Source organism: Chitinophaga arvensicola (genome assembly GCF_900110835.1).
GTDB lineage: Bacteria > Bacteroidota > Bacteroidia > Chitinophagales > Chitinophagaceae > Chitinophaga > Chitinophaga arvensicola.
This window is the reverse complement of record NZ_FOJG01000002.1, coordinates 1,600,375-1,622,575: the sequence shown is the minus strand read 5'-3', so window position 1 is coordinate 1,622,575 and position 22,201 is coordinate 1,600,375. Positions and strand designations below refer to the sequence as shown.

12 protein-coding genes are annotated in these 22,201 nt (G+C 48.3%); 7 read left to right on the top strand and 5 right to left on the bottom strand.

Annotated features, from left to right (window positions below; all coding sequences use genetic code 11):
• Positions 1-64: 64 nt before the first annotated feature.
• Positions 65-2,989 carry an FAD-binding and (Fe-S)-binding domain-containing protein gene (locus BMW79_RS23945; RefSeq protein WP_089904163.1) on the bottom strand — a complete coding sequence of 975 codons (2,925 nt, stop codon included), beginning with the start codon at positions 2,987-2,989 and terminating at the stop codon, positions 65-67.
• Positions 2,990-3,075: 86 nt separating this feature from the next.
• Complete coding sequence (locus tag BMW79_RS23940) at positions 3,076-3,969, bottom strand: DUF72 domain-containing protein (protein WP_089898874.1); 894 nt, start codon at positions 3,967-3,969, stop codon at positions 3,076-3,078.
• 140 nt (positions 3,970-4,109) lie between these two features.
• Here BMW79_RS23940 and BMW79_RS23935 point away from each other — a divergent pair, with 140 nt between their 5' ends.
• From BMW79_RS23935 to BMW79_RS23925, 3 genes are read left to right on the top strand one after another with little or no spacing between them, the layout of a single operon-like run.
• Positions 4,110-5,525, top strand: coding sequence for a glycogen synthase (locus BMW79_RS23935; protein ID WP_089898870.1), 1,416 nt, complete (start codon positions 4,110-4,112; stop codon positions 5,523-5,525).
• A 36-nt stretch (positions 5,526-5,561) separates the two neighbouring features.
• A complete protein-coding gene (locus BMW79_RS23930) occupies positions 5,562-6,833 on the top strand; it encodes a glucose-1-phosphate adenylyltransferase (protein ID WP_089898867.1) in 1,272 nt (423 codons plus the stop codon).
• Between the two features lie 14 nt (positions 6,834-6,847).
• Positions 6,848-8,317 (top strand): glycoside hydrolase family 130 protein, encoded by a 1,470-nt coding sequence (locus tag BMW79_RS23925; protein WP_089898864.1) that lies wholly within the window; start codon positions 6,848-6,850, stop codon positions 8,315-8,317.
• 48 nt (positions 8,318-8,365) lie between these two features.
• Here BMW79_RS23925 and BMW79_RS23920 read toward each other — a convergent pair whose 3' ends face one another.
• Positions 8,366-9,367 carry a glycosyltransferase family 4 protein gene (locus tag BMW79_RS23920; protein WP_089898861.1) on the bottom strand — a complete coding sequence of 334 codons (1,002 nt, stop codon included), beginning with the start codon at positions 9,365-9,367 and terminating at the stop codon, positions 8,366-8,368.
• A 222-nt stretch (positions 9,368-9,589) separates the two neighbouring features.
• Between BMW79_RS23920 and bshC the strand changes: the two genes are divergently transcribed.
• Positions 9,590-11,176: a bacillithiol biosynthesis cysteine-adding enzyme BshC gene (bshC, locus tag BMW79_RS23915; protein WP_177192308.1), complete on the top strand. Its 1,587-nt coding sequence runs from the start codon at positions 9,590-9,592 to the stop codon at positions 11,174-11,176.
• A gap of 287 nt (positions 11,177-11,463) precedes the next feature.
• On the opposite strand, the gene BMW79_RS23910 is transcribed toward bshC, so the two are convergent.
• On the bottom strand, positions 11,464-13,695 hold the full coding sequence (locus BMW79_RS23910; protein WP_089898855.1) for an FUSC family protein: 2,232 nt from the start codon (positions 13,693-13,695) through the stop codon (positions 11,464-11,466).
• Positions 13,696-14,114: 419 nt separating this feature from the next.
• Between BMW79_RS23910 and smc the strand changes: the two genes are divergently transcribed.
• Together smc and BMW79_RS23900 are read left to right on the top strand one after the other, a co-directional pair.
• Positions 14,115-17,645 (top strand): chromosome segregation protein SMC, encoded by a 3,531-nt coding sequence (smc, locus tag BMW79_RS23905; RefSeq protein ID WP_089898851.1) that lies wholly within the window; start codon positions 14,115-14,117, stop codon positions 17,643-17,645.
• 77 nt (positions 17,646-17,722) lie between these two features.
• On the top strand, positions 17,723-18,118 hold the full coding sequence (locus tag BMW79_RS23900; protein WP_089898848.1) for a DUF4259 domain-containing protein: 396 nt from the start codon (positions 17,723-17,725) through the stop codon (positions 18,116-18,118).
• A 269-nt stretch (positions 18,119-18,387) separates the two neighbouring features.
• Here the strand turns inward: BMW79_RS23900 and BMW79_RS23895 are convergent, their stop codons facing one another.
• Positions 18,388-19,653, bottom strand: coding sequence for a NupC/NupG family nucleoside CNT transporter (locus BMW79_RS23895; protein ID WP_089904159.1), 1,266 nt, complete (start codon positions 19,651-19,653; stop codon positions 18,388-18,390).
• A 151-nt stretch (positions 19,654-19,804) separates the two neighbouring features.
• Here BMW79_RS23895 and BMW79_RS23890 point away from each other — a divergent pair, with 151 nt between their 5' ends.
• Positions 19,805-22,099 (top strand): DUF7133 domain-containing protein, encoded by a 2,295-nt coding sequence (locus BMW79_RS23890; RefSeq protein WP_089898845.1) that lies wholly within the window; start codon positions 19,805-19,807, stop codon positions 22,097-22,099.
• Positions 22,100-22,201 lie beyond the last annotated feature (102 nt).

The following is a 22,201-nucleotide window of genomic DNA, read 5'->3' as shown; positions in this document are numbered from 1 at the left end:
CAGGGGGAGATAACAACCGCAATAGCTGTTGTTATCTCCCCCATTTTTTTTAACGCCTTTTCGTTTATGCCAGGCTGTTATACAATATCTCCACCGGATGCAGCGCTTTCACACCGGTACCATCCTTTACCTGGTGGCGGCAGCTTGTACCCGGCGCCGCTATGATAGTACCTGACGCTGCATTGCGCACCGCCGGGAACAATACCATTTCACCGATCTGCATACTCAGGTCGTAATGCTCTTTTTCATAGCCAAAGGAACCCGCCATACCACAGCAACCGGAAGGAATTACTTCCACGGAATAATTGGAGGGGAGGGAAAGGATCTTTTTACTGTGCAGCGCGGAAGACAATGCCTTCTGCTGACAGTGGCCATGTAATTTAATATGTTGTTTCTCAGAAGTAAATTGTTTAGCCGTGATATGTCCTTTATCAGCTTCGGCTGCAATGAATTCATCTATGAGGAATACATGTTTGGCCAGCGCTTTGGCGGTGCTGCGCAGTTCTTCGCTCACCAGGTCCGGGTATTCATCGCGGAAACTCAGGATAGCAGAAGGTTCTACGCCCAGCAGCGGCACATTTTCATTGATAACGTCGCTGAATATACGAACATTACGATCGGCATATTCGCGCGCTTTACGCAGCAGTCCTTTCGACATGTATGCACGGGCACTTTCCGGGTGTTCTATCATCTGTACGTCGTAACCGAGGCGGTGCAGGAGTTGCACGGCTTTGATCCCGATCGTGGTGTCGTTATAGTTAGTGAACTCGTCGCAGAAAAGGTATACTTTTTTATTGCCGGCAGCGCCTTGTTTTTCCTTTGGCCACTTTTCGTTGAACCATTTCCGTAAGGTGATGCTGTGCATACCGGGGAGGGAGCGTTTGGCGGCAAAGCCGGTGAACTTGCGGATAAGACCACCGGTAAAGGAATTCTTGACTACGGCATTATATACGGAAGGCGCAATGGCGGCCAGTGCTGATAATTTGGAATAGTTGCCGATCATATTGGCCCGCAGCGGCACGCCGTTGGCATCGTAGTAATGTTGCAGGAATTCCATTTTCAGCTTGGCCATATCTACATTCGAGGGGCATTCGGATTTACATCCTTTGCAGGCCAGGCAGAGATCCAGTACTTCGTAAATTTCTTTATGGTCGAAACGGTTCTCTTTGGTGCTGTGCGTGAGGAACTCGCGCAGGATATTGGCCCTGGCGCGGGTGGTATCTTTTTCATTTCGGGTAGCCATGTAGCTGGGGCACATGGTACCACCGCTCAGCTGCGTTTTGCGGCAGTCGCCCGAACCGTTGCATTGCTCTGCGTGTTGCAGCATGGTTTGTTCCGGGAAATGGAAGATAGTTTTCAGCGGAGGTGTTTGCTGGCCCGGTTCGTAGCGCAGCATCGTATTCATCGATGGCGTGTCTACGATTTTATTGGGATTGAAAATGTTTTCCGGGTCCCAGGTATATTTGATCTGGCGCAGCAGTTCATAGTTTTTATCACCCACCATCTGTTTGATAAATTCTCCACGAAGGCGGCCATCACCGTGTTCTCCACTGAGGGAGCCATTGTACTTTTTAACGAGGGTCGCAATTTCTTCTGCAATTTTGCGGAACAGTAAATTGCCTTCTTCCGTTTTCAGGTTGATAATGGGGCGCAGGTGTATTTCTCCGCTACCGGCGTGTGCATAGTGTACGGCGTATAATTTATACTGATGCAATATATCGTTGAAGTCCCTGATAAAATCGGGGAGGTCTTCTACGGCAACGGCGGTATCTTCAATAACGGGAACGGCTTTTTCATCGCCGGGGAGGTTACTGAGCAAGCCCAGGCCTGCTTTGCGGAGCGCCCAGATCTTTTTGGTGTCGTCGCCAAAGAGGAGCGGGAAGTGGTATCCCAGTCCGGCGGCGCGCAGGGTGGCCTCCAGCTGACTGGTAATAGCCACAATTTCTTCCCGGGTGTTGCGACAAAATTCCACCACGAGGATGGCGCCGGGATCACCCTGTACAAAGAAGCGGTTTTTACTTTGTTCGATGTTGTCTTTGGTACATTCCAGGATGTAGTGGTCAATCAGTTCACTGGCGCTGGGTTTATAGTCCATCACCAGGATATTGGCCCGGAGCGATTCATCGATATTATTAAAGTGGATGCAGAGCAGGCCGGTTTCCTTTGGCGGAAGTGGGTCTACATGCAGTTTGATTTCGGTGAGGAAAGCGAGGGTTCCTTCTGAACCGGCAATGAGTTTACAGAAGTTGAAGTCTTCCGTACCGGCGGTGAAAGGATTTGTTTCCAGCAGCATATCCACCGCATAACCGGTATTACGGCGCGGGATGCTTTTCTTTGGAAACTCTTTCCGGATTTCTTCCTGGTAGCTATAGTTGCTCAGGCTGGTCCGGATCTGTTTATAGATGCGGGTTTCCAGGGTATCTGGTCCTTCGCATTTCTGGTGGAAGCTGTCTGCGTCGAGGGTACCGAAGGTCACTTCTTCGCCGTTGCTGAGCAGGGCTTTTACTTCCAGCAGGTGTTCCCGGGTGCTGCCGTATACAACGGAGTTGGAGCCGCAGGAGTTGTTGCCCACCATACCGCCTATCATGGCGCGGTTGGCAGTGGACGTTTCGGGGCCGAAATAGAAACCATGCGGTTTGAGGAACATGTTAAGTTCATCGCGGATCACGCCCGGCTCCACGCGTACCCATCCTTCTTCTTTATTAAATTCCAGGATGCGGGTGAAAGTGCGGGATACATCGGTAATAATCCCGTTGCCTACTACCTGTCCTGCCAGCGAGGTGCCGGCAGTACGGGGAATGAGGGAGGTTTTGTTTTCGCGCGCAAAACGGATCAGAGTCTTAAGATCATCGATATGCTGCGGAATAGCTACTGCCAGCGGCATTTCCCGGTATGCCGACGCATCGGTGGCATAGAGTGTCCGCATGGTATCATCTGTATAAAGCGTGCCTTCCAGTTTCCCGGCCAATTGCTCTAGCTTGTCGCGCATCATTATAAAAACCTGTTTTGAGAGGGCGAAATTAATATTTCAGTCCGTCTTTTTCACCTCTTGTAATGTATTCGTAAAAAAAAGCACTATTCTTTTACAAATTGAGGCTTTTTTACTTGTAGTCCGCAAACAGCTTCCAGTTTATCGATCAGGTACACTGCCAGCTCGGGAGAAGTGGCCTCGTCGTGCATGTGCATGAAGAAATAGACTTCCTTCAAACCGTTGTCCAGCCAGTATTTGATGCGGTTGGCCCAGTCGTCGATCCGGGTATAATCCGTAGGATGCAGGCTGTTGCCCACAAAACGGATAAATACTTTGGGAATGGTGACGTACATATGCGCTACATCGCGTCTGCCGGCGGTATCCGTGATGATGATACCCACATTCAGCTGCCGCAGCTTTTCAAAAAGCTCTATTCTCACTGCTTCATCCTGGAACCAGTCTTTATGCCTTAATTCCACAAAAAACTGCAGATCGGTAGGCAGGGAAGCCAGGTATTCGTATAGGTATTCCCGTTTGGCCGGACCATATTTATCACTCAATTGTAAAAAGATAGGTCCCAGGTGTTTGCCAAAGGCCAGCACCCCCTCCAGGAAGGCGGTGGTTTTGAGGCCTGAACTGATCAGGTTACTGAAGTGACTGATCGACTGAGGTACTTTCGGGCAGAACCGGAAATCCATTCCCGCAGCTTTTTCATCCCATTTGGAAATGGTTTCGGGACCATAAATCTGGTAATGGGTGGCGTTCAGTTCAATGCTGTTAAAGTGTTTTACATACTCCGCCAGGAAGTTGGCCTCCTTGGTGCCTTTGGGATAGATCTTCCCGATCCATTCCTTCCGCCCCCATTTGGCGCATCCGAGCCAGGCCTGGGGCTTTTTTACAGGCTTACCTTTTAATACCTTCTTATTGAAAAGAGGTTCGGCGGGCAACTTGAAGTCAATATCCATCAACATATCGGGGGGAACGCGACCAAAATCCATGAGCATTCAGTATTTAGAGGTAAGACACATAACAATTGTACTTACAAATATAACCCCATGGCTTTTAAAATAAATTCCGGCTGAGTCTTTGTTTTCTTATTTTTCCAGTTTAACTTAATAAGGATTATCAACTATTTAGCATGGAGATTTTACACATCAGCGCGGAATGTTACCCGGTAGCCAAAGTAGGTGGACTTGGGGATGTAGTGGGAGCATTGCCCAAATACCAGCACCAGCTGGGAAATTTTGCCAAGGTAGTAGTACCGGCCTACAGGAATAAATATTATCATACCCACGAATTCGACGTGGTACACCAGGCCGGCATGTGGCTGGGGCACGACTGGTACCATTTCAATGTATTAAAGGAGCGTAGCAATGAACTGGGCTTTGATCTCTACCTGGTAGACATTCCCGGTTTACTCGATACGCCCGGCGTGTACGGCTATCCCAACGATACCGAACGCTTCCTCGCCTTCCAGATTGCAGTACTGGACTGGATCAATGAATGGCAACACCAGCCAGACGTGATCCATTGCCATGATCATCATACCGGTTTAATCCCGTTCCTGCTCAGTTACGGGTATAAATATGAACGGCTCAAAAAGATCCCAACAGCGCTGACCATTCACAATGCGCAGTACCAGGGTCAGTTCGGATGGGATAAACTCTACCTCATTCCTTCTTTCGATTTATGGAAATCCGGGTTGCTCGACTGGGGCGGCGCCATCAATCCGCTGGCATCCGCTATCAAATGCGCCTGGCGCGTTACCACCGTATCCCCGGGATACCTGGAAGAACTGTTTTCCAATGCCAACGGGCTGGAAAGTCTCATCAGCCATGAAAAAGCAAAAATGGTGGGCATCCTCAACGGGATCGATACCCTGGTATGGGACCCGGCTACGGATCATATGCTGACGCTGAATTATGACCTGGATACCATTAAAGAAGGTAAACAGGAAAACAAGCAGCAGCTGTGTGAACGCTTCGGCCTCGATGTGTCCTTACCCCTGATCTCTTTCATAGGCCGCCTGGTGGGCGACAAAGGCGCCGACCTCCTGCCGGAGATCATCGGAAGATCCCTGCATGAATTACCGGGAGAGGTAAATTTCCTCGTCCTGGGTAGTGGAGATCCACATATTGAATGGTCTCTGCAACAAACCCGTTCTTTGGTAAGCTATGGTTTTAATGTTCATATAGGATATGATGAATCATTATCACATCAGATATATGCCGGCAGCGATTACCTGCTGATGCCCTCCAGGGTGGAGCCCTGCGGGCTGAATCAGATGTATGCCCTGCGCTACGGAACCATCCCGATGGTGCGCAGTACCGGGGGATTGAAAGACACCGTTATTGACTTTGGAGACAAGGACGGCGTGGGGATCCGCTTTAACCAGGCCAGCGTCTGGGACGTTTGTTATTCCGTTAAACGGGCCCTTGAATTATATAATGACGCCGCTCACCTGGAAGAAGTACGGTTAAGAGGCATGAACATTGATCACTCCTGGGACAGTTCGGCACAACGGTACCTGGACATGTATAGCAGTATGAAATAGCAATTGAATGATGAACTTCTTAAACCAATTCCCATTATGACTAACGATGTAATATCCATTATTCTCGGAGGAGGGGCCGGCACCCGTCTGTATCCGCTTACCCGTCGCCGTTCTAAACCAGCGGTGCCTTTGGCCGGTAAATACAGACTGGTGGATATTCCCATCTCTAATTGTTTGAATGCAGAACTGAACCGCATCTTTGTACTGACGCAGTTCAATTCCGCTTCCCTGAATAAACATATTAAGAACACCTATCACTTCAGCAACTTTGATAAAGGGTTCGTGGATATTCTGGCAGCCGAACAAACGCCCGATAACCCTACCTGGTACCAGGGGACAGCAGATGCCGTAAGGCAATGTATCCACCACATGGAGAACTTCGATTTTGAGTATGTACTCATTTTATCGGGTGACCAGTTGTACCAGATGGATTTTAAAAAGATGATCAAACACCATGTAGACACAGGTGCAGAGATCTCTATCGCTACCATTCCTGTAAGTGCCAAGGATGCTTCTGATTTTGGTATTTTAAAGGAAGATGAAAACGGCGCTATTGTTTCCTTTACAGAGAAGCCATCCCAGGCTGTTTTGCCACCGTGGGCTTCGGAAGTAAGCGAAGAAATGCAGAAAGAAGGCCGCGTTTACCTGGCCAGTATGGGGATTTACATCTTTAGCAGACAGGTGTTGTTCGATATGCTCAATGCCCAGCCGGAAGCCGCCGACTTTGGTAAGCAGCTCATTCCGCAGGCTATCGAAAACAAACGCCGCATCTATAGCTACCAGTATGAAGGCTATTGGACAGATATCGGTAATATCGAATCCTTCTTTGAAGCCAATATCGGCCTCACAGACGATATTCCGCTGTTTAACCTCTTTGATGAGGCGCAAACCATCTATTCCCGCGCCCGCATGTTGCCGCCTACAAAAATTTCCGGCCACATGGAGAAAACAATGATCGCAGATGGTTGTATTATAATGGCAGATAAGCTCGAAAGGGTAGTGGTAGGCATCCGCACCCGTATTGGTAAAGGCAGCGCTATCAGCAACACCTATATCATGGGGAGTGATTACTACCAGACACTGGATGAAATTGAAAGATCAAGAGCGGAAGGCAGCCCGCTGATGGGCATCGGCGAAAATTGTGTGATCAGTAATGCAATCATTGATAAAAACTGCCGCATCGGAAACGGCGTACATATAAATGGCGGAAAACACTTAGCTGACGGGGACTTTGAGAAATACACAGTAAAAGACGGCATTGTTGTTGTTAAAAAGGGCGTAGTCCTGGAAGACGGATTCAGTATTTAACAAACACGATACACATGCGATTGTCAATAGAGCGGAAGAGTACAAAAATTTATCCTGACCTTAAAAGGGTAGTAGCCAGGTTTTTTTTCAACGGAGAGGCCCGGGCCAAATCAATTATTCAACTGGTAGCCGCTATGAGCGATGCAGAGGTGGATATAACGATCATGCCTATACTAAGAGAATTTTCCCGGCGCCACCGGAATATTACCAGGATATTTGAAAGACATGCAGACCGGCTGAGACACCTGTTTCCCGGTCTGCAGATCGATTACGACGGCATGTCGCTTAAACGGAAACTCCTCACCGGATCTTACTTCACCAATGAATACTCCATCGAATCAGCTGCTTTCTTCAACCCTTCCCTCGTGGAAGATGTGGACCAGAGCGGCCTGGAAGAAGGACAACGAAGGGTGATCATGAGCTTCCGGGCAGTGGGCGAAGGACACGTTTCTTCTATTGCCTTCAGATCCGGTATCATTGACAAGAACAATGAAATTTCCCTGATTGCCCCCGGTAACTATGTGGATGAAGCAGAAATTATCCGCAACTCCAGGTATCATAAACAGACTTTCTTTCAGAACGCAGTATCCATCCGGCTTCCGGACTCGGTAATGCGCGAAATACAAAATTGCCTTCCCGACGAGTTTGAATACCTCGCCCTCAAAAAGGTGATCCGGGAAATGCAACAGCGCTTCCAGGTAGATCATCTGCTGAAAAAAGGACTGGAAAGAGTACTCTGGCTGGCAGATTCCTACTATGAGCTGAACTTCTCCCTGGACACCGATTTATCCGATCGTGTTATTTTTCCTTATTCAGATGCGGAAAGCAGGGGTATTGAGGATGCACGCTTCGTGAAATATACCAGCGAAAACGGCAATGTGACCTATTATGCCACATACACGGCTTACGACGGGATCACTATCCAGCCAAAGCTGCTGCAAACAAAAGACTTCTACAACTTCAAGATCATGCCGCTCTACGGAGAAGGTGCCCAGAACAAGAACCTGGCGCTCTTTCCCCGCAAGATCAATGGCAAGTACGTGATGATTTCCCGGATTGATGGGATCAACGGGTACATTATGTACTCTGATAAGATCAATATCTGGGAAAACCCACAGATCCTCCACCAGCCTAAATATGCCTGGGAATTCGTACAGGTGGGCAACTGCGGTTCCCCGATCGAAACACCGGACGGCTGGTTGGTGATTACACACGGGGTAGGTCCTATGCGTACTTACTGCATCGGCGCCAGTTTGCTGGATCTGGAGAACCCGGCAAAAGAAATAGGCCGCCTGCGCGAACCGCTCCTGATGCCCAATAAAGATGAAAGGGAAGGGTATGTACCAAACGTGCTGTACTCCTGCGGTTCCATCATCCACAACGATGAACTCATTATTCCTTACGGCTTATCGGATTACGCTTCCGGCTTTGCTACCGTCAACCTCGAAAAACTGCTGACGCAGATCAAGGAAGACGGCATCTAGCACGGCAGTGTAGTGAATGATATTAAATAGAAGGGGTGTGTCGCAAGACTACACCCCTTTATATATTTCCAGGTATTTCGCTGTCATGGTTTCAGCACTGAAATTGTCCCGGGCATGCACATGGCAATCGTGCCGGTTTATCAGGCTCAGGTCTTCCACGGCGGCTATTGCTTCGCGGAGATCATTCACCAGGAAGCCGGTTTTGCGGTCCTTAATCAGTTCCGGCATAGATCCGCGCCGGTAGGCTATTACAGGTGTGCCACACAACATCGCCTCCGCCACGCTCAGGCCAAATGGCTCCTCAAAATAAATGGGATGGAGCAAGGCATTGGCCCTTCCCAGCAGTTCACTGCGCTCATTGCCGCCAACCGCGCCTATGTAAATGATCTGCTCATCATCTATATAAGGTTTCACTTTCTCGTTAAAATAGGCTTCATCCTGGATAATTCCGGCTATGATCAGTTTGCGGTGCGTATGCAGCGCTATTTGTACGGCATCATGCGTGCCTTTGTCCGGATGAATACGGCCATAATACAGCAGGTAGTTATCCGGCGTGGGTTCAAAGGCAAAGTCGGCGGTACGGATGCCATTGTACACCGTAGCGGCATAATGCAGGGTAGGGTGGCGATCGGAGTCACTGATCGACACATATTTTCCTATATCATTATATCGCTGGTATACCGGTAATATTTTGGGAGAAGAAAATCCGTGGATGGTGGTCACCATCGGGGTTTTGATCAGCCTGGAATAGGTGAGGGGCAGGAAATCGAAGTGATTGTGGATCAGGTCAAAGTCCCGCGCCTGCTCCATCAGGTAACTGATATGCATACACTCGTTCACTTTGGCGTCGGCTTTCGGGTCTTCCGCATACCCTTTGGCGCATATAGAGGCGAGTTTACCCGACGTGATAGAGTCGGCAGTGGCAAAAAGGGTCACGGACATTCCCTGGGCAACAAGTCCTTCCGCCAGGTTGGAGGCCATTTGCTCCCAGGGGCCGTAATGTCTGGGAGGGGTACGCCAGGCTACTGGTGCTAATATTGCGATCTTCATAATGGTGTGTTTTTTCCGGACATCACACGGGTGATGCTCGTTGTCATTAATCTATAGCAGTCAAAACAAGCGCCAAAGAAACCCCGGGGGCTCCTGTGGTTACCGGTCAACCAATAATCTGATCAACCAATTGACTATTTACCTAACTTCGTACATTCAAAAATTTCGATGTATTGGCACTACATCGTTTTGTCATTGATAATTTGTAATTCGCAACTCAATATGCTCGAGTATATTCCTTATGGGAAAACTGGTTATTTCAACCAGCTGGTAACAGATTTTTTAGCAGAACATCCGAATATCAGACCATTTTATACCTATTCTCCTGTACATCCGGACTTTGCCGCCGCGATAGAAGCACGTCAGAATTTTGATACACCGCGGGCTGCGCTGGTCCATGCTTTAGAAGAACAATATGCGCCACTGGCTGCTGTAGCCGCTGTTCAGGATAACATCCATTCTTTGCTGGAACCTACCACATTTACGGTGTGTACTGCTCACCAGCCTAATATCTTCACCGGTTACCTCTACTTCGCCTATAAGATCCTGCAAACCATTAAGCTTTGCACGGAACTGAAACAACAATATCCTTCCTTCAATTTTGTGCCGGTATATTATATGGGCAGCGAAGATGCGGATCTCGAAGAACTGGGCAGCATTTACCTGGATGGCAAAACCCTCACCTGGAATACCAGTCAGCAGGGTGCTGTAGGGCGTATGCGGCCGGAAGGACTTGATACCCTGATCGGGGAAGTAAAGAAAGCGCTTGGATATGCACCGCATGCAGAAGAGCTGATTGCACTGTTGCAGAAAGCTTACCTCGAACACGCCAATGTGCAGGATGCGACCCTTTTCCTGGTACATGAATTATTTGGCCGTTATGGGCTGGTAGTGCTGGTACCAGACAATGCAGCCCTGAAACGTTTATACCTGCCCGTTATAAAGGACGAGTTGTTCAACCAGGCATCACACACCATTGTAAATGATACACTGGAGAAGCTGTCTGTACATTATAAAGTGCAGGCCAATCCGCGTGAAATAAATCTTTTTTATTTACAGGACGGATCACGGGAACGGATTGTTCAGGACGGCGATCAGTGGAAAGTATTACACACGTCGTTGACATTCAACGCCGCTTCGTTGGAAGCAGCACTTGAAGCACATCCGGAATGTTTTAGCCCGAATGTTATTTTACGCGGTATGTTCCAGGAAACCATTCTGCCAAACATTGCCTTTATTGGTGGTGGCGGTGAAATCGCCTACTGGCTGGAATTAAAAGGACTTTTCGCACATTATAACGTGCCGTTCCCGGTATTGCTGCTGCGTAATTCGCTATTGCTTACAGATAGCATATCACAGCAACGCATCAAAAAACTGGGTCTCACTACAAAAGATATTTTCAAAGGCACGGAGGATATCGTGAACGACTATGTGAAGCATCATACAAATGCATCGCTGGTGTTGAAAGACGAATATGCAGCGATCGATCAGCTTTTTGATGCGCTGGAAGAGAAGGCAAGGAGTATTGATGTGACCCTGGTGGCGACTACCGGCTCAGAAAGAAAAAAAGCATTGAAATCTATCGGAAAACTGGAACATAAATTCCTTCGGGCAGAGAAGAAAAAGTTTGCGTGGCAGACAGATCAGATCCGCCAGATCCGTAATAAATTATTCCCGGTGGGTTCATTACAGGAGCGTAAGGAAAACTTTATGCCCTGGTATGCCCAGGAAGGCCCCGTTTTCTTCGACAGGATATTGGGAGCCATTACGCCGGTTACCGACCAGTTTACGATACTGGGAGAGGAGTAAAACAAGATCATAAAGGAAAAGGGCTGACCCGGCATAAAGCTGGTCAGCCTTTTTTTATGGGCAGAAATGCCCTTCAATTGTCATGAAATAGGGGTTCGATTGTCAGGTAAGCCCTATCTCAGCCCTATCCCCCCTATATTTAAGCGCCTTATAAAGCCTACCTGTAAGAGGGGGATTATGTAGGGCTGAACGAAGGGGGAAGTACCAATGCAAAAGCTGTTACATACAAATTCTTCGTATATAACAGCTTTTGCGAAATGGAACGGGAATGTTATGAAAAGTTCCGTTTATATTTTTTGTGTAAGCGCTTTATTCATGTCTTTCACCAGCGAGAGGATGGCTACCAGCTGATCATGCACCTGTTTGGTTTCCAACATTTCATCACGGGTAGGTGTAGCGCCTTTTCCTTCATTGATTTCCTGCTGACGGAGCTGCACCAGGTTTTCCAGGTGCGTATCCAGCCGTTCAAACGCATGTACCTGTGGCGCAGGCTGTGCATTGTTGCTGGTGTTGGGATCAATGAGGAGCGACAGCTGGTCCATATAATGCAACAGGTAATCCGTGATTTCCCGGTATTCCGGTCTTGGAAACTGTACGCCGTGGTGCATGCTGTAAGCAGCCAGGGTGGCGGTATGGGAGGTGAGTGTATGATTGAGTACCACGTAATGGTATACCGCAGATCCGTTTTTCTGTTTGCTTTTTGGCTCCGATAACATGCGCTGGAAGGCCGACATCATGTTGGCAGCGGCCACATAGGTATCTTTCCTGGCCAGTTTGAGATCCTGTACAGCCACCTTTTCATTGGAATAGGCCCGCATGACCAGTTCAAAATATTTCCGGTTGGCGTCCATCATCTTTTTCATGTAGTCGGGTACAAAGTTATGCTCCCAGGTGGGCCACAGCAGCATGTTGGCAAAGAAGGCAATACTACCGCCGATGAACGTATCCAGTACCCGCTGTGTTACGTTGTACAGATCCGATGGATGCAGGAAGTGCAGCAGGAAAATAATAAAAGGTGTTACGAAGAATACGCTGAGGGTATACTGGAAGCTCATAAAGCTGTAGGCGCCCAGGATACAGAGCAGCATCATCACGAATATGACGGTATCATTGTGCGTAAGATACAGCAGGCCGGCGGCAAACAGGGCGCCGGTAACGGTGCCGATTAAACGTTGTATGCTGCGCGATTTTGTAAGACCGAAGCCGGGTTTCAGGATCACTACAATGGTAAGCAGGATCCAGTATACCCTGTCCAGGTGTAGTACGATGCCCAGGCCGTAACCCAGCAAAGTAGCAAGGCTCACCCTGATAGCATGACGGAAGATATGCGACTTGAAAGTGAGGTTGTCCCGGAACGTTTCAAAATCGTATTTCTGCCGCGTGGTGAACTTGGAGAGTTCCAGTTTTGGATCTATCGATTCATCCTTTAATCTTTCCAGGCGGGTAAGCCGGTGGAGGTTATAGATACGCTGTGCCATGTCCTGCAGGTTCTGCAGGATATTTGTGAGCGGTATGGTGCGGGTTCTTTCCTTGAGGGTAGGGAGTTTCAGGGTAATATCGGCGATGGCCTGTTTTACCTTCTCCATTTCAAACTTCAGGTTGGTTTTGGGCAGGGAGCGCTGACCTGCTGCCACGGCCATACCAATGTTCTTTAACTCCTGTGTGAATTCCAGGATGAGGGTATGAAACTTTTCGAGAATGTCTTCGTCTTTGAAATCTTCCCGGAGCGCGTTGTAGTCTGTTTGTGAGGCCATGATCTGTTCCTGCAGATCTACCATATCAAGAAAGATGAGCACCATGCTTTTGTTGATGCTGGTGGTACCCTGTTGTGCAGAGCGTCTCTTTAACAACAATTCCCGCACATTTTCCTGTTTCTCGTTTACGATTACCTGTTGGGCCAGTACGGCTTTATAGTTCTCGCCTACATTAACCCCGGGGGTATAGAAATTAGCCCTTGTTTCCAGGTAGCGGGCCGTTTGGAGGATACAGTCGCCCAAGGCCTGCTGTACGTTCAGGTAGGGGCGGATCTGCCAGAGAATGAGCGCAAGCACGGCATACCAGATACTTCCCAGCAATACCATGGAGGAATGCAGCAGGGTAAGTTGCGGTGTCAGCTGTGTTTCTCCCAGTATGGATACCATTACCAGCAAACAACCCGTACCTATGTTGCCGCCACGGTTGCCGTACACCAGCAACATGGCAAACATAAAGCAGCATACCGCAATCCAGATGGACATCGGGATCACATACGGGATGAGCAGGCCGGTGCCCAGCGCCGTAAAGAAGATAAGCAGGGTACTGATGATCAGCCCGTTCCGTTTATGAACGATGGTGCCGGGAACGTCGCTCAGCGCGGTACACAGCGCGCCCATCGACATAGCAATGCCCAGGTCCAGCATACCGAAATATGCAAATACGAGCGAAGGCACTACCACACTGATGGTGGTACGCATACCGTTGCTGAAATGATAACTGTAAAGGAAATTCTTGACGTTGTTGATCTGCTCTTCTGTACGCAAACGTAAATAGGTTTTTAATGCCGCAAAGATAAGCGGATTTTGTCTTACCCGGGATTAGACGGATTATGCCGGTAGTACTGATTTTGTTAATTTTTTCTTAATATGATTATTTTATTTATTTTCTTAATATTAGCAGACGCCCTTATAGGTAAATAAAAAAAATCAACGCAATCAGCGGAATCCGTCTAATCCCGGGTAAGACAAAATCCGCTATTTTCTCACAGTGAATTAAATTCCAATTGTTCTTTTTACTATATTTATAACCAGTCTTTTAGACTTTTGTTGCGTGCTGCGGACGGAGGCAAATACCCCATAATTGTGTATAAATAATTAGGGTATATTATTGCATCTCACTTAAATTACTTTTTCATTCGGGTAAAATTATATCTTTGACGCCTTAAAAAACCTCGGAGTACGACGTGCGCTTAAAAACACTAGAAATTAAAGGCTTTAAAAGTTTTGCAGATAAAACCGTTTTGCAGTTTGATGAGGGCATCACTGGGGTGATTGGGCCAAACGGTTGCGGCAAAAGTAATATCATCGACTCCATCCGCTGGGTAATCGGCGAGCATAAGATCAGCAACCTCCGGTCTGATAATCAGGCAGGCCTTGTGTTCAATGGTTCCAAAAGCCGCTCTGCAAGCGGTATGGCGGAAGTTAGTCTCACTTTTGAAAATACCAAGAATGTACTCCCCACCGAGTTTACTACGGTGACGATTACACGTAAATTTTATAAAAACGGCGATAGCGAATATCGCCTCAACGACGTAGCCTGCCGCCTGAAAGATATCCATAACCTCTTTATGGATACCGGGGTTAGTACCGATTCCTATGCCATCATCGAGCTCGGAATGGTAGACGATATCATTAAAGACAAAGAAAACAGCCGTCGCCGGATGCTCGAACAGGCAGCCGGTATCTCCATTTATAAAACACGTAAAAAAGAAGCCAAATCCAAACTGGACGCCACTGAAGGTGACCTGAACCGCATTGAGGACCTGTTGTTCGAAATCAACAATAACCTCAAAACACTGGAAAGCCAGGCCCGTAAGGCAGAACGCTTCTACGAAGTAAAAAAAGAATACCGCGAAATCAGTATAGAACTCGCTAAAGCCGCACTGGAAGGCTTTAACGTTACCTTCAAGGAACTGTCGGATACCCAGCAAACTGAAAGCGACCGCAAACTGGCCCTCGAAACGGAGATCCTCACCGCGGAAGCCGCCGTAGAACAGGATAAACTGCACTTCGTTGCCAAAGAAAGAGAACTGCAGACCCTGCAGAAATCTTTTAATGAACTGGTATCCACCATCCGCACCAAAGAAAACGATAAGAACCTCGCCACGCAGCAACTCACTTACCTGCGGGAAAGGGAAAAAAATATCAGCGACTTCCTCAACAATGCAGAAGGACAACTGCAAGGCCTGACCACCTCTATCGAATTTACCGAGAAACAGGTGGAAGAAGAGGGAGAAGTATTTGAAACGATGGCCGACGAACTGGAAACCCTCCGCGACATGGTAGAGGAGAAGAAAGAACGTTTCCATCAGAAGAAACAAGCCCTCGAAACCCTGCGCAACGACCAGCAACGCTGGCAACGCCAACAGTTTGAGGCGGAAAAGAAAGTAGCCGTTGCCGATACCTCCGTACTCAACCTGCAACGCAGCATGCAACAACTGCAGGAAGAGAAAGTAGGCCGTCAGCAACAGATTGCACAACTGGAAACGGAAAAGGAAGCCGTACAGCAAACGCTGACCAGCAGCAAAACAGAACTGGAAGACATGGTCCGCTTCCAGGAAGAAACCAAAAGCAAAATACTCGCTACCCAGTCAGATATAGAAGGACTCCGCGATAAACTGGTGGATGAGAACCGTACCCTCGATTCCAAAAAGAACGAGTTCGATCTCCTCAAATCACTGGTGGATAGTCTCGAAGGTTATCCGGAGAGTATCAAATTCCTCAAAAAGAATCCCGACTGGAATAACAATGCCCCCATCCTGAGCGATATATTTTTCTGTAAGGAAGAATACCGCACCTGCGTGGAAAACCTGCTGGAGCCTTACCTGAGCTACTATGTAGTCAATAACGTACACGAAGCTGTTCAGGCCATCCAGCTGCTCGATGCCAATAAAAAAGGGAAAGCTAACTTCTTTATACTCGATCAGTTCCGTACCGATGCGGCTCCCTTGCTGGCTCCTCCCGGTACCATTCCCGCACTGGAAGTGGTGGAAATTGAGGAGAAATACAAAGGACTGGGGCAACACCTGCTCGGTAAAGTATTTATCGGGGAAGACCTGACCCGCCTGGAATTCAGCCAGCTGGCCGATGAAAGGATGCTGCTGGTGGAAAAGTCCGGCCGCATGCACCGTGGTAAATACAATATCAGCGGTGGTTCGGTAGGACTCTTTGAAGGCAAGAAGCTGGGACGGGCCAAGAACCTCGAAAAGCTGGAAATAGAGATCAAAGATCTCGAAAAGGTAGTAGGGCAGCTGAAAGTAGCCCTGCAAAGCAAACACGACGAAGTACTCGGCTACAACAGCCAGTTAAATGAAAATAATATCAATGCTGCCAGGGAAAAGGTAAACCAGCTGAGCAACCAGCTGTTTGGCCTCCAGAACAGAATTGAAAACTTCCATCATCTCATCGAAGCAGGCGACAAGCGCCTCGAAGAAATGCAGCAATCCCTGGAAACCAACCAGGAAAGCATTTCCGGCGTAAAGGATGAACTGGAAGGCCTGAACGACCGCGTAGCCGAACTCCAGGACAGCATCGCTGATGCCGACCGTATGGCGCAGGAAGCGGAACAACAGTTCAATATGGCTACCGTGCAGTTCAATAACCAGAACCTGCAACATACCCGTCAGCAAAGTAAAGTACAGGCCCTCAAACAGGAACTGGAATTCAAACGCAAGCAACTGGCAGATCTGCATATCCAGATCACCAGTAATAAAACCCAGTTGGAAGACGCTGTAGGCAACATTGCCCTCGTGGTTGAAAAACTGAGTCATGCCGACGACGGACTAGTAGAACTTTTCCGCCAGCGCGAAGAAGAAGAAAAAGCACTCAACGAAAAAGACCAGGAATACTATAACTTCCGTAACCACCTGCAGGAGCTGGAAACCACGCTGAGAACAAAACAGCGCGCCAAAGAGCAACTGGAACAACAACTCAATACCATCAAGGACAAAGTAAATGAACTGCGACTGCAACTGGCTTCCATGAAGGAAAGGCTGAGCGTGGAGTTTAAAGTGAACCTCGATGAAATTATCGATGAACAACGCAGTTCTGAACTGTCGGTAGATGAGTTGACAGGTAGTGCAGAGCGACTGAAAAAGCGCATGGAGAATATGGGTGAAATTAACCCTACCGCCATTGAAGCTTACCAGGAAATGAAGAAACGGTATGAGTTTATCCTGGAACAGAAAACGGACCTGGTAAATGCGAAAGATTCCCTGCTGGCCACTATCCAGGAGGTGGAATCCACCGCTAACCAGAAATTCCTCGATACCTTTAACGCAGTAAAGGAAAACTTTATCCGCGTATTCAAGGCATTGTTTACGGAAGAAGACCAGTGTGATATGATCCTCAGCGATCCTGAAAACCTGGCCGACACCGGTATTGAAATCATTGCGAAACCAAAAGGCAAGCGTCCGGCAGCCATTACACAGCTTTCCGGAGGGGAGAAAACACTCACCGCTACCGCTTTGCTGTTTGCGATTTACCTGATCAAACCGGCGCCATTCTGTATCCTGGATGAGGTAGATGCGCCATTGGATGATGCCAACGTGGGCAAGTTTACCAACATGATCCGCAAGTTTTCCGACAATTCACAATTTATTATTGTAACACATAACAAGCAAACCATGGCTGCTGTAGACGTGATCTATGGCGTAACCATGCAGGAGCCGGGAGTGAGCAAGCTCGTTCCGGTAGATTTCAGAAGTTTGAACTAGTCACTTGGTTTGGTTGTTGTAAAGAGAGTTCATTACTTTTATTCTTTATTCTAAAAAAATAAAAAAACGTAAACACTATGGGCGCATGGGGCACCAGGAATTTTGAAAATGATGGATCACAGGATTGGATATTTGACCTGATTGAAAACAAAGACGGCGGTTTGGTTGCTGATACGTTAGCTCGTATCATTAACAACATTGAAACGCTGGAAATTTCGGATTGTGAAGAGGCTTTAGCCGCCGCTGAACTGGTTTCAGCACTGGTAGGCCGCGCGAGCGAAGATTTCCCGGAAGATCCCCTGGATCAGCTGGATGTACTGAACCTCATTGGTACCCGTGCACTCCGGAACCAGGCGATTGCTGCCGTAAATAAAATTGCAGCCGCTTCAGAAATGAAGAATTACTGGGAAGATGCTGGTCAGGGTGAAGCCTGGGCAGCTGTGCAGGCTGGCCTGATCAAGCGGTTGGATTAATTTTCAACAGGCTTATACTAACCGGGGGTAGGCAATTGTTTTACCACGGTTCTGGCTGCGCGGATTTTTACGGCGTATAAAATCTGTTTTCCACCATATTATTCGAACAGCAGATAGCAAATGGGTGATTACCTGTTGGCTATCCGCTGTTTTTTTTATTTCCGGGAGATATGCACCAGGTAGTTACCTCCGGCGAGGCATCCCTTGCCAGGTACATGCATAAAAAAAAGGCTGACCCATCGGATCAGCCTTTTCAAAAAAGTATCTTACTAAATCAGCATGCCCGCAATAGAGGCCGACATATAAGATGCCAGCGTACCGCATAACAATGCTTTCAGCCCCAGTTTAGCCAGATCCGCCCGTCTGTCGGGCGCCAGTTCACCGATACCACCGATCTGCATACCTACGCTGCTGAAATTCGCAAAGCCTGCAATCGCGATGGTTACAATGGCAATGCCTTTGGAAGAGAGCACCGGAACTGTTTTATCTGTGAGGCTTTTGAAAGCCACGAATTCATTGATGGTTAATTTCTGGCCCAGGAGGGTAGCCACGCTTTGCACATCTCCCTGGGGTACACCCATAGCCCAGGCCATCGGCATAAACAGTTTACCGAAGATCCAGTCGAGGCTCAGGTTAAAATTGGGATTGAAAATATGACCGATGTGAATGAGGATCCAGTCTACCAGTGCAATGAAAGCAATAAAACCAATCAGCATCGCAATCACGTTCATGGCTATCTTAAAACCATCGCCGGCGCCATGTGAAATGGCATCGATTACGTTGGTATAATTACTCTTTACTTCCATCTTCACCCTGCCCATAGTAACACTCTCTTCTGTTTCCGGGAACACGATCTTGGAGATCACCAGGGCGCCGGGAGCCGCCATCAGACTGGCGGTGATCAGGAAAGGCGCAATGTGCAACCCGGCCTGCAGCCCCATGTTTACATACACCACCAGGATACCACCCGCTATACAGGCCAGGCTTCCACTCATAGAGGCCAGGATTTCGCTTTTGGTCATACTGGATAAGTAAGGACGGATCATTACCTGTGCTTCTACCTGTCCTACAAAGGCACTCGCTACGTTACTCAGCGCTTCCGCACCACTCACACGCATTACATAATTCATGGCGCGCGCAATCACCGCTACTACCCGCTGCATAATACCATAATGATATAATACCGCTACCAGCACACATACCAGGATGATGGTGGCGGTGACGTTAAAGGCAAATACAAAACCACCGGCAGCATAATCCTTCAGACCGCTGCCATCCGGTTGTGATACCCCGATACCGCCATATACAAAGGCAGCACCTTTACGGGCAAAGGCTTCCAGCTTTCCCATCGCATCGCCTACCCGCTGGAAAAACCAGGTGATAGGAGGCACCTTAAACACCAAAAAACCGATTAACACCTGTAATCCAATCCCACTAAATACCAGCCGGTAGTTGATCTTACTTCTGTTGTTTGAAAACAAAAAGGCAATGCCCAAAATGAAGACGATACCTATGATGCCCTGAAAGCGTTCCATAAATGCAAATAAATCGTAAAATGTATGCAATGAAGCGACGAAGATAAGTTTTTTTGGTGTGGCGCAGATGCTAAACTGTTATCTCATATAATTTTTCAGAAAAAATATTTCCAGAAATGTATATTTAACGCTTCGCAACCGAATAATAACAATGACGCGTATTCACTATCTGTTTATTACCACGTTATCTCTTGCTTTCTTAGCCTGTAACCAGGGCCATCAGCAACAGACAGAGAACAAACATGAAAAAGACTCTTTGGCCATGCGGGAAAAGTTTGCAGCTTCTCCCGTACTGGATGCCAAAGCAGCGATCGGGCAAATGCAGTTCGATAAAGGATTGGAAGTGCAGCTGGTAGCTGCAGAACCCATGGTAGTAGCCCCCGTATCCATGACCTTCGATGAGCGGGGCCGCATGTGGGTGGTGGAAATGACCGGCTTTATGCCCGATACCGCCGGTACCGGGGAAGATAAACCCGATGGCAAAATTGTGATCCTGGAAGATACCAACCGCGATGGCGTGATGGATAAACGGACCGTGTTCCTCGACTCCCTCATATTGCCACGTGCCTTATGCCTCATAGAAAACGGGGTGCTCGTAGCTACGCCGCCGCAGCTATGGTTTATAGAAAATAACGGCGATAAGCCCGGTAAAAAAACACTGGTAGATGATCAGTACGCCGCCGGCGGAAATGTGGAGCATCAGCCCAACGGCCTGCTCCGAGCCATGGACAACTGGATCTATAATGCAAAATCGGATAGGCGTTACCGTAAGGTAGGAGATAAGTGGCTGAAAGAATCCACTCATTTCCGTGGTCAGTGGGGGATTACCCAGGACGACCAGGGACGCCTGTATTATAACAACAACTCGGAAAACCTGCTGGGGGATTACTTTTCACCGGGTTTAGGCGGTACCAATCCGCTGCAACAGAATGCAGCCGGTTTTGACCAGAAAATTGTGCCCGACAACCGCACTTATCCGCTCCGCGCTACACCCGGTGTAAACCGTGGTTACCAGAAAGGCACGCTGGATGATAGTTTGCGCCTGGTAAACTTCACCGCTGCCTGTGGTCCGGTGATTTACCGTGGACAGTTGCTACCGGCCACCTACGCCGGCAATGCTTTTGTAGCAGAACCTTCCGCCAACCTGATCAAAAGGAATATATTATCCGACAGTAGTTACGTGGTGAAAGGTGTACAGGCCTATCAGCAGAAAGAGTTCCTGGCCAGCACCGACGAGCGTTTCAGACCGGTGGATCTGCGTACCGGCCCGGATGGCGCCTTGTATATCGCGGATATGTATCGTGGCATCCTGCAGCATAAAACCTATCTCACCGAATACTTAAAGAACGAGATCAAGATGCGTAACCTTACGCTGCCGCTGAACTGTGGCCGTATTTACCGCATCGTTCCTGCTGGAAGTCACCCCGCGCCGGTGGCCTTTGAGCCTACCGCCGCCAACCTGCTGGCAAAACTGGGAGATGCGAATGGTACTTTAAGAGATAAAGCGCAGCAACTCATCATTGATCAGCACCTCACCACGATGGCGCCTGACCTGAGAAGTATGCTGAAAGATGCTGCCGCTCCTTTGAAACAATTACATGCACTCTGGACACTGGAAGGATTGCACCAGCTTACCATAGAAGACATCAATAGTATCTGGCAGCAGGGCCCACCGGCTTTAAAAATGCAGGCACTTGCTGCATGGCCATCTATCGTAAACAGCAGCAATATTAAAACCGCTGTAGCCGCACTGGATACCCTGGCTGATAACCCTTACCTGGCACCGGCTGTAGCCTATGTACTGCCTGCGGTGAGCAAGTTCGATAAAAGTGCTGCCACCCGTCTGGAAGATAAAATGATAAAAGCGTATGCCCCTAACCGTTATGTGGCTGCTGCGCTGGTCAATAATGCTGCGAAGAGAGAAGCTGCTTTACTGAAACAGGTCATTGCCTGGAACCCGGATACCACGCTGGTATTGCGCCGTCAGCTGGAAGCCGTGTTGAAAAACGCCGACAACCAGGCCAATGCCCAGAAGATGGAAGCGTTACGTAAAGCTTTGCCACAGGGCTACAAGATCTTCAATACTGTTTGCCAGACCTGTCATGGTAAAAGAGGCGAAGGCATTGCTTCTATGGCGCCGCCGCTGAATGAAAGCAACTGGGTAAATGGTAATAAGAAAGCGTTTATCTCTATTGTATTATATGGCTTAACCGGTCCGGTGGAAGTACACGGAAAAATGTATAAAGCGCCCGAAATCAATGGCGATATGCCGGGTATCGGCGCCAGTGATGAATTCAGCGATGCGGATATTGCACAGCTGCTTACTTTTCTGCGCAGTGCCTGGAATAATAAGGCCGATAAGGTTTCCGCTGCAGATATTCAGCAGGTACGCAAAGCGAATAATGGCCGCCAGAAGCCATTTACGGCGGGAGAATTAGCGAATTGATCGTTTGTTGGAAATAAAAGCCTTATATTTGCCGGATCACAATTAGTAATAATTGAATCCGGCAAATTACATATTACTCTTACTCAATACTCCACGTGCTTC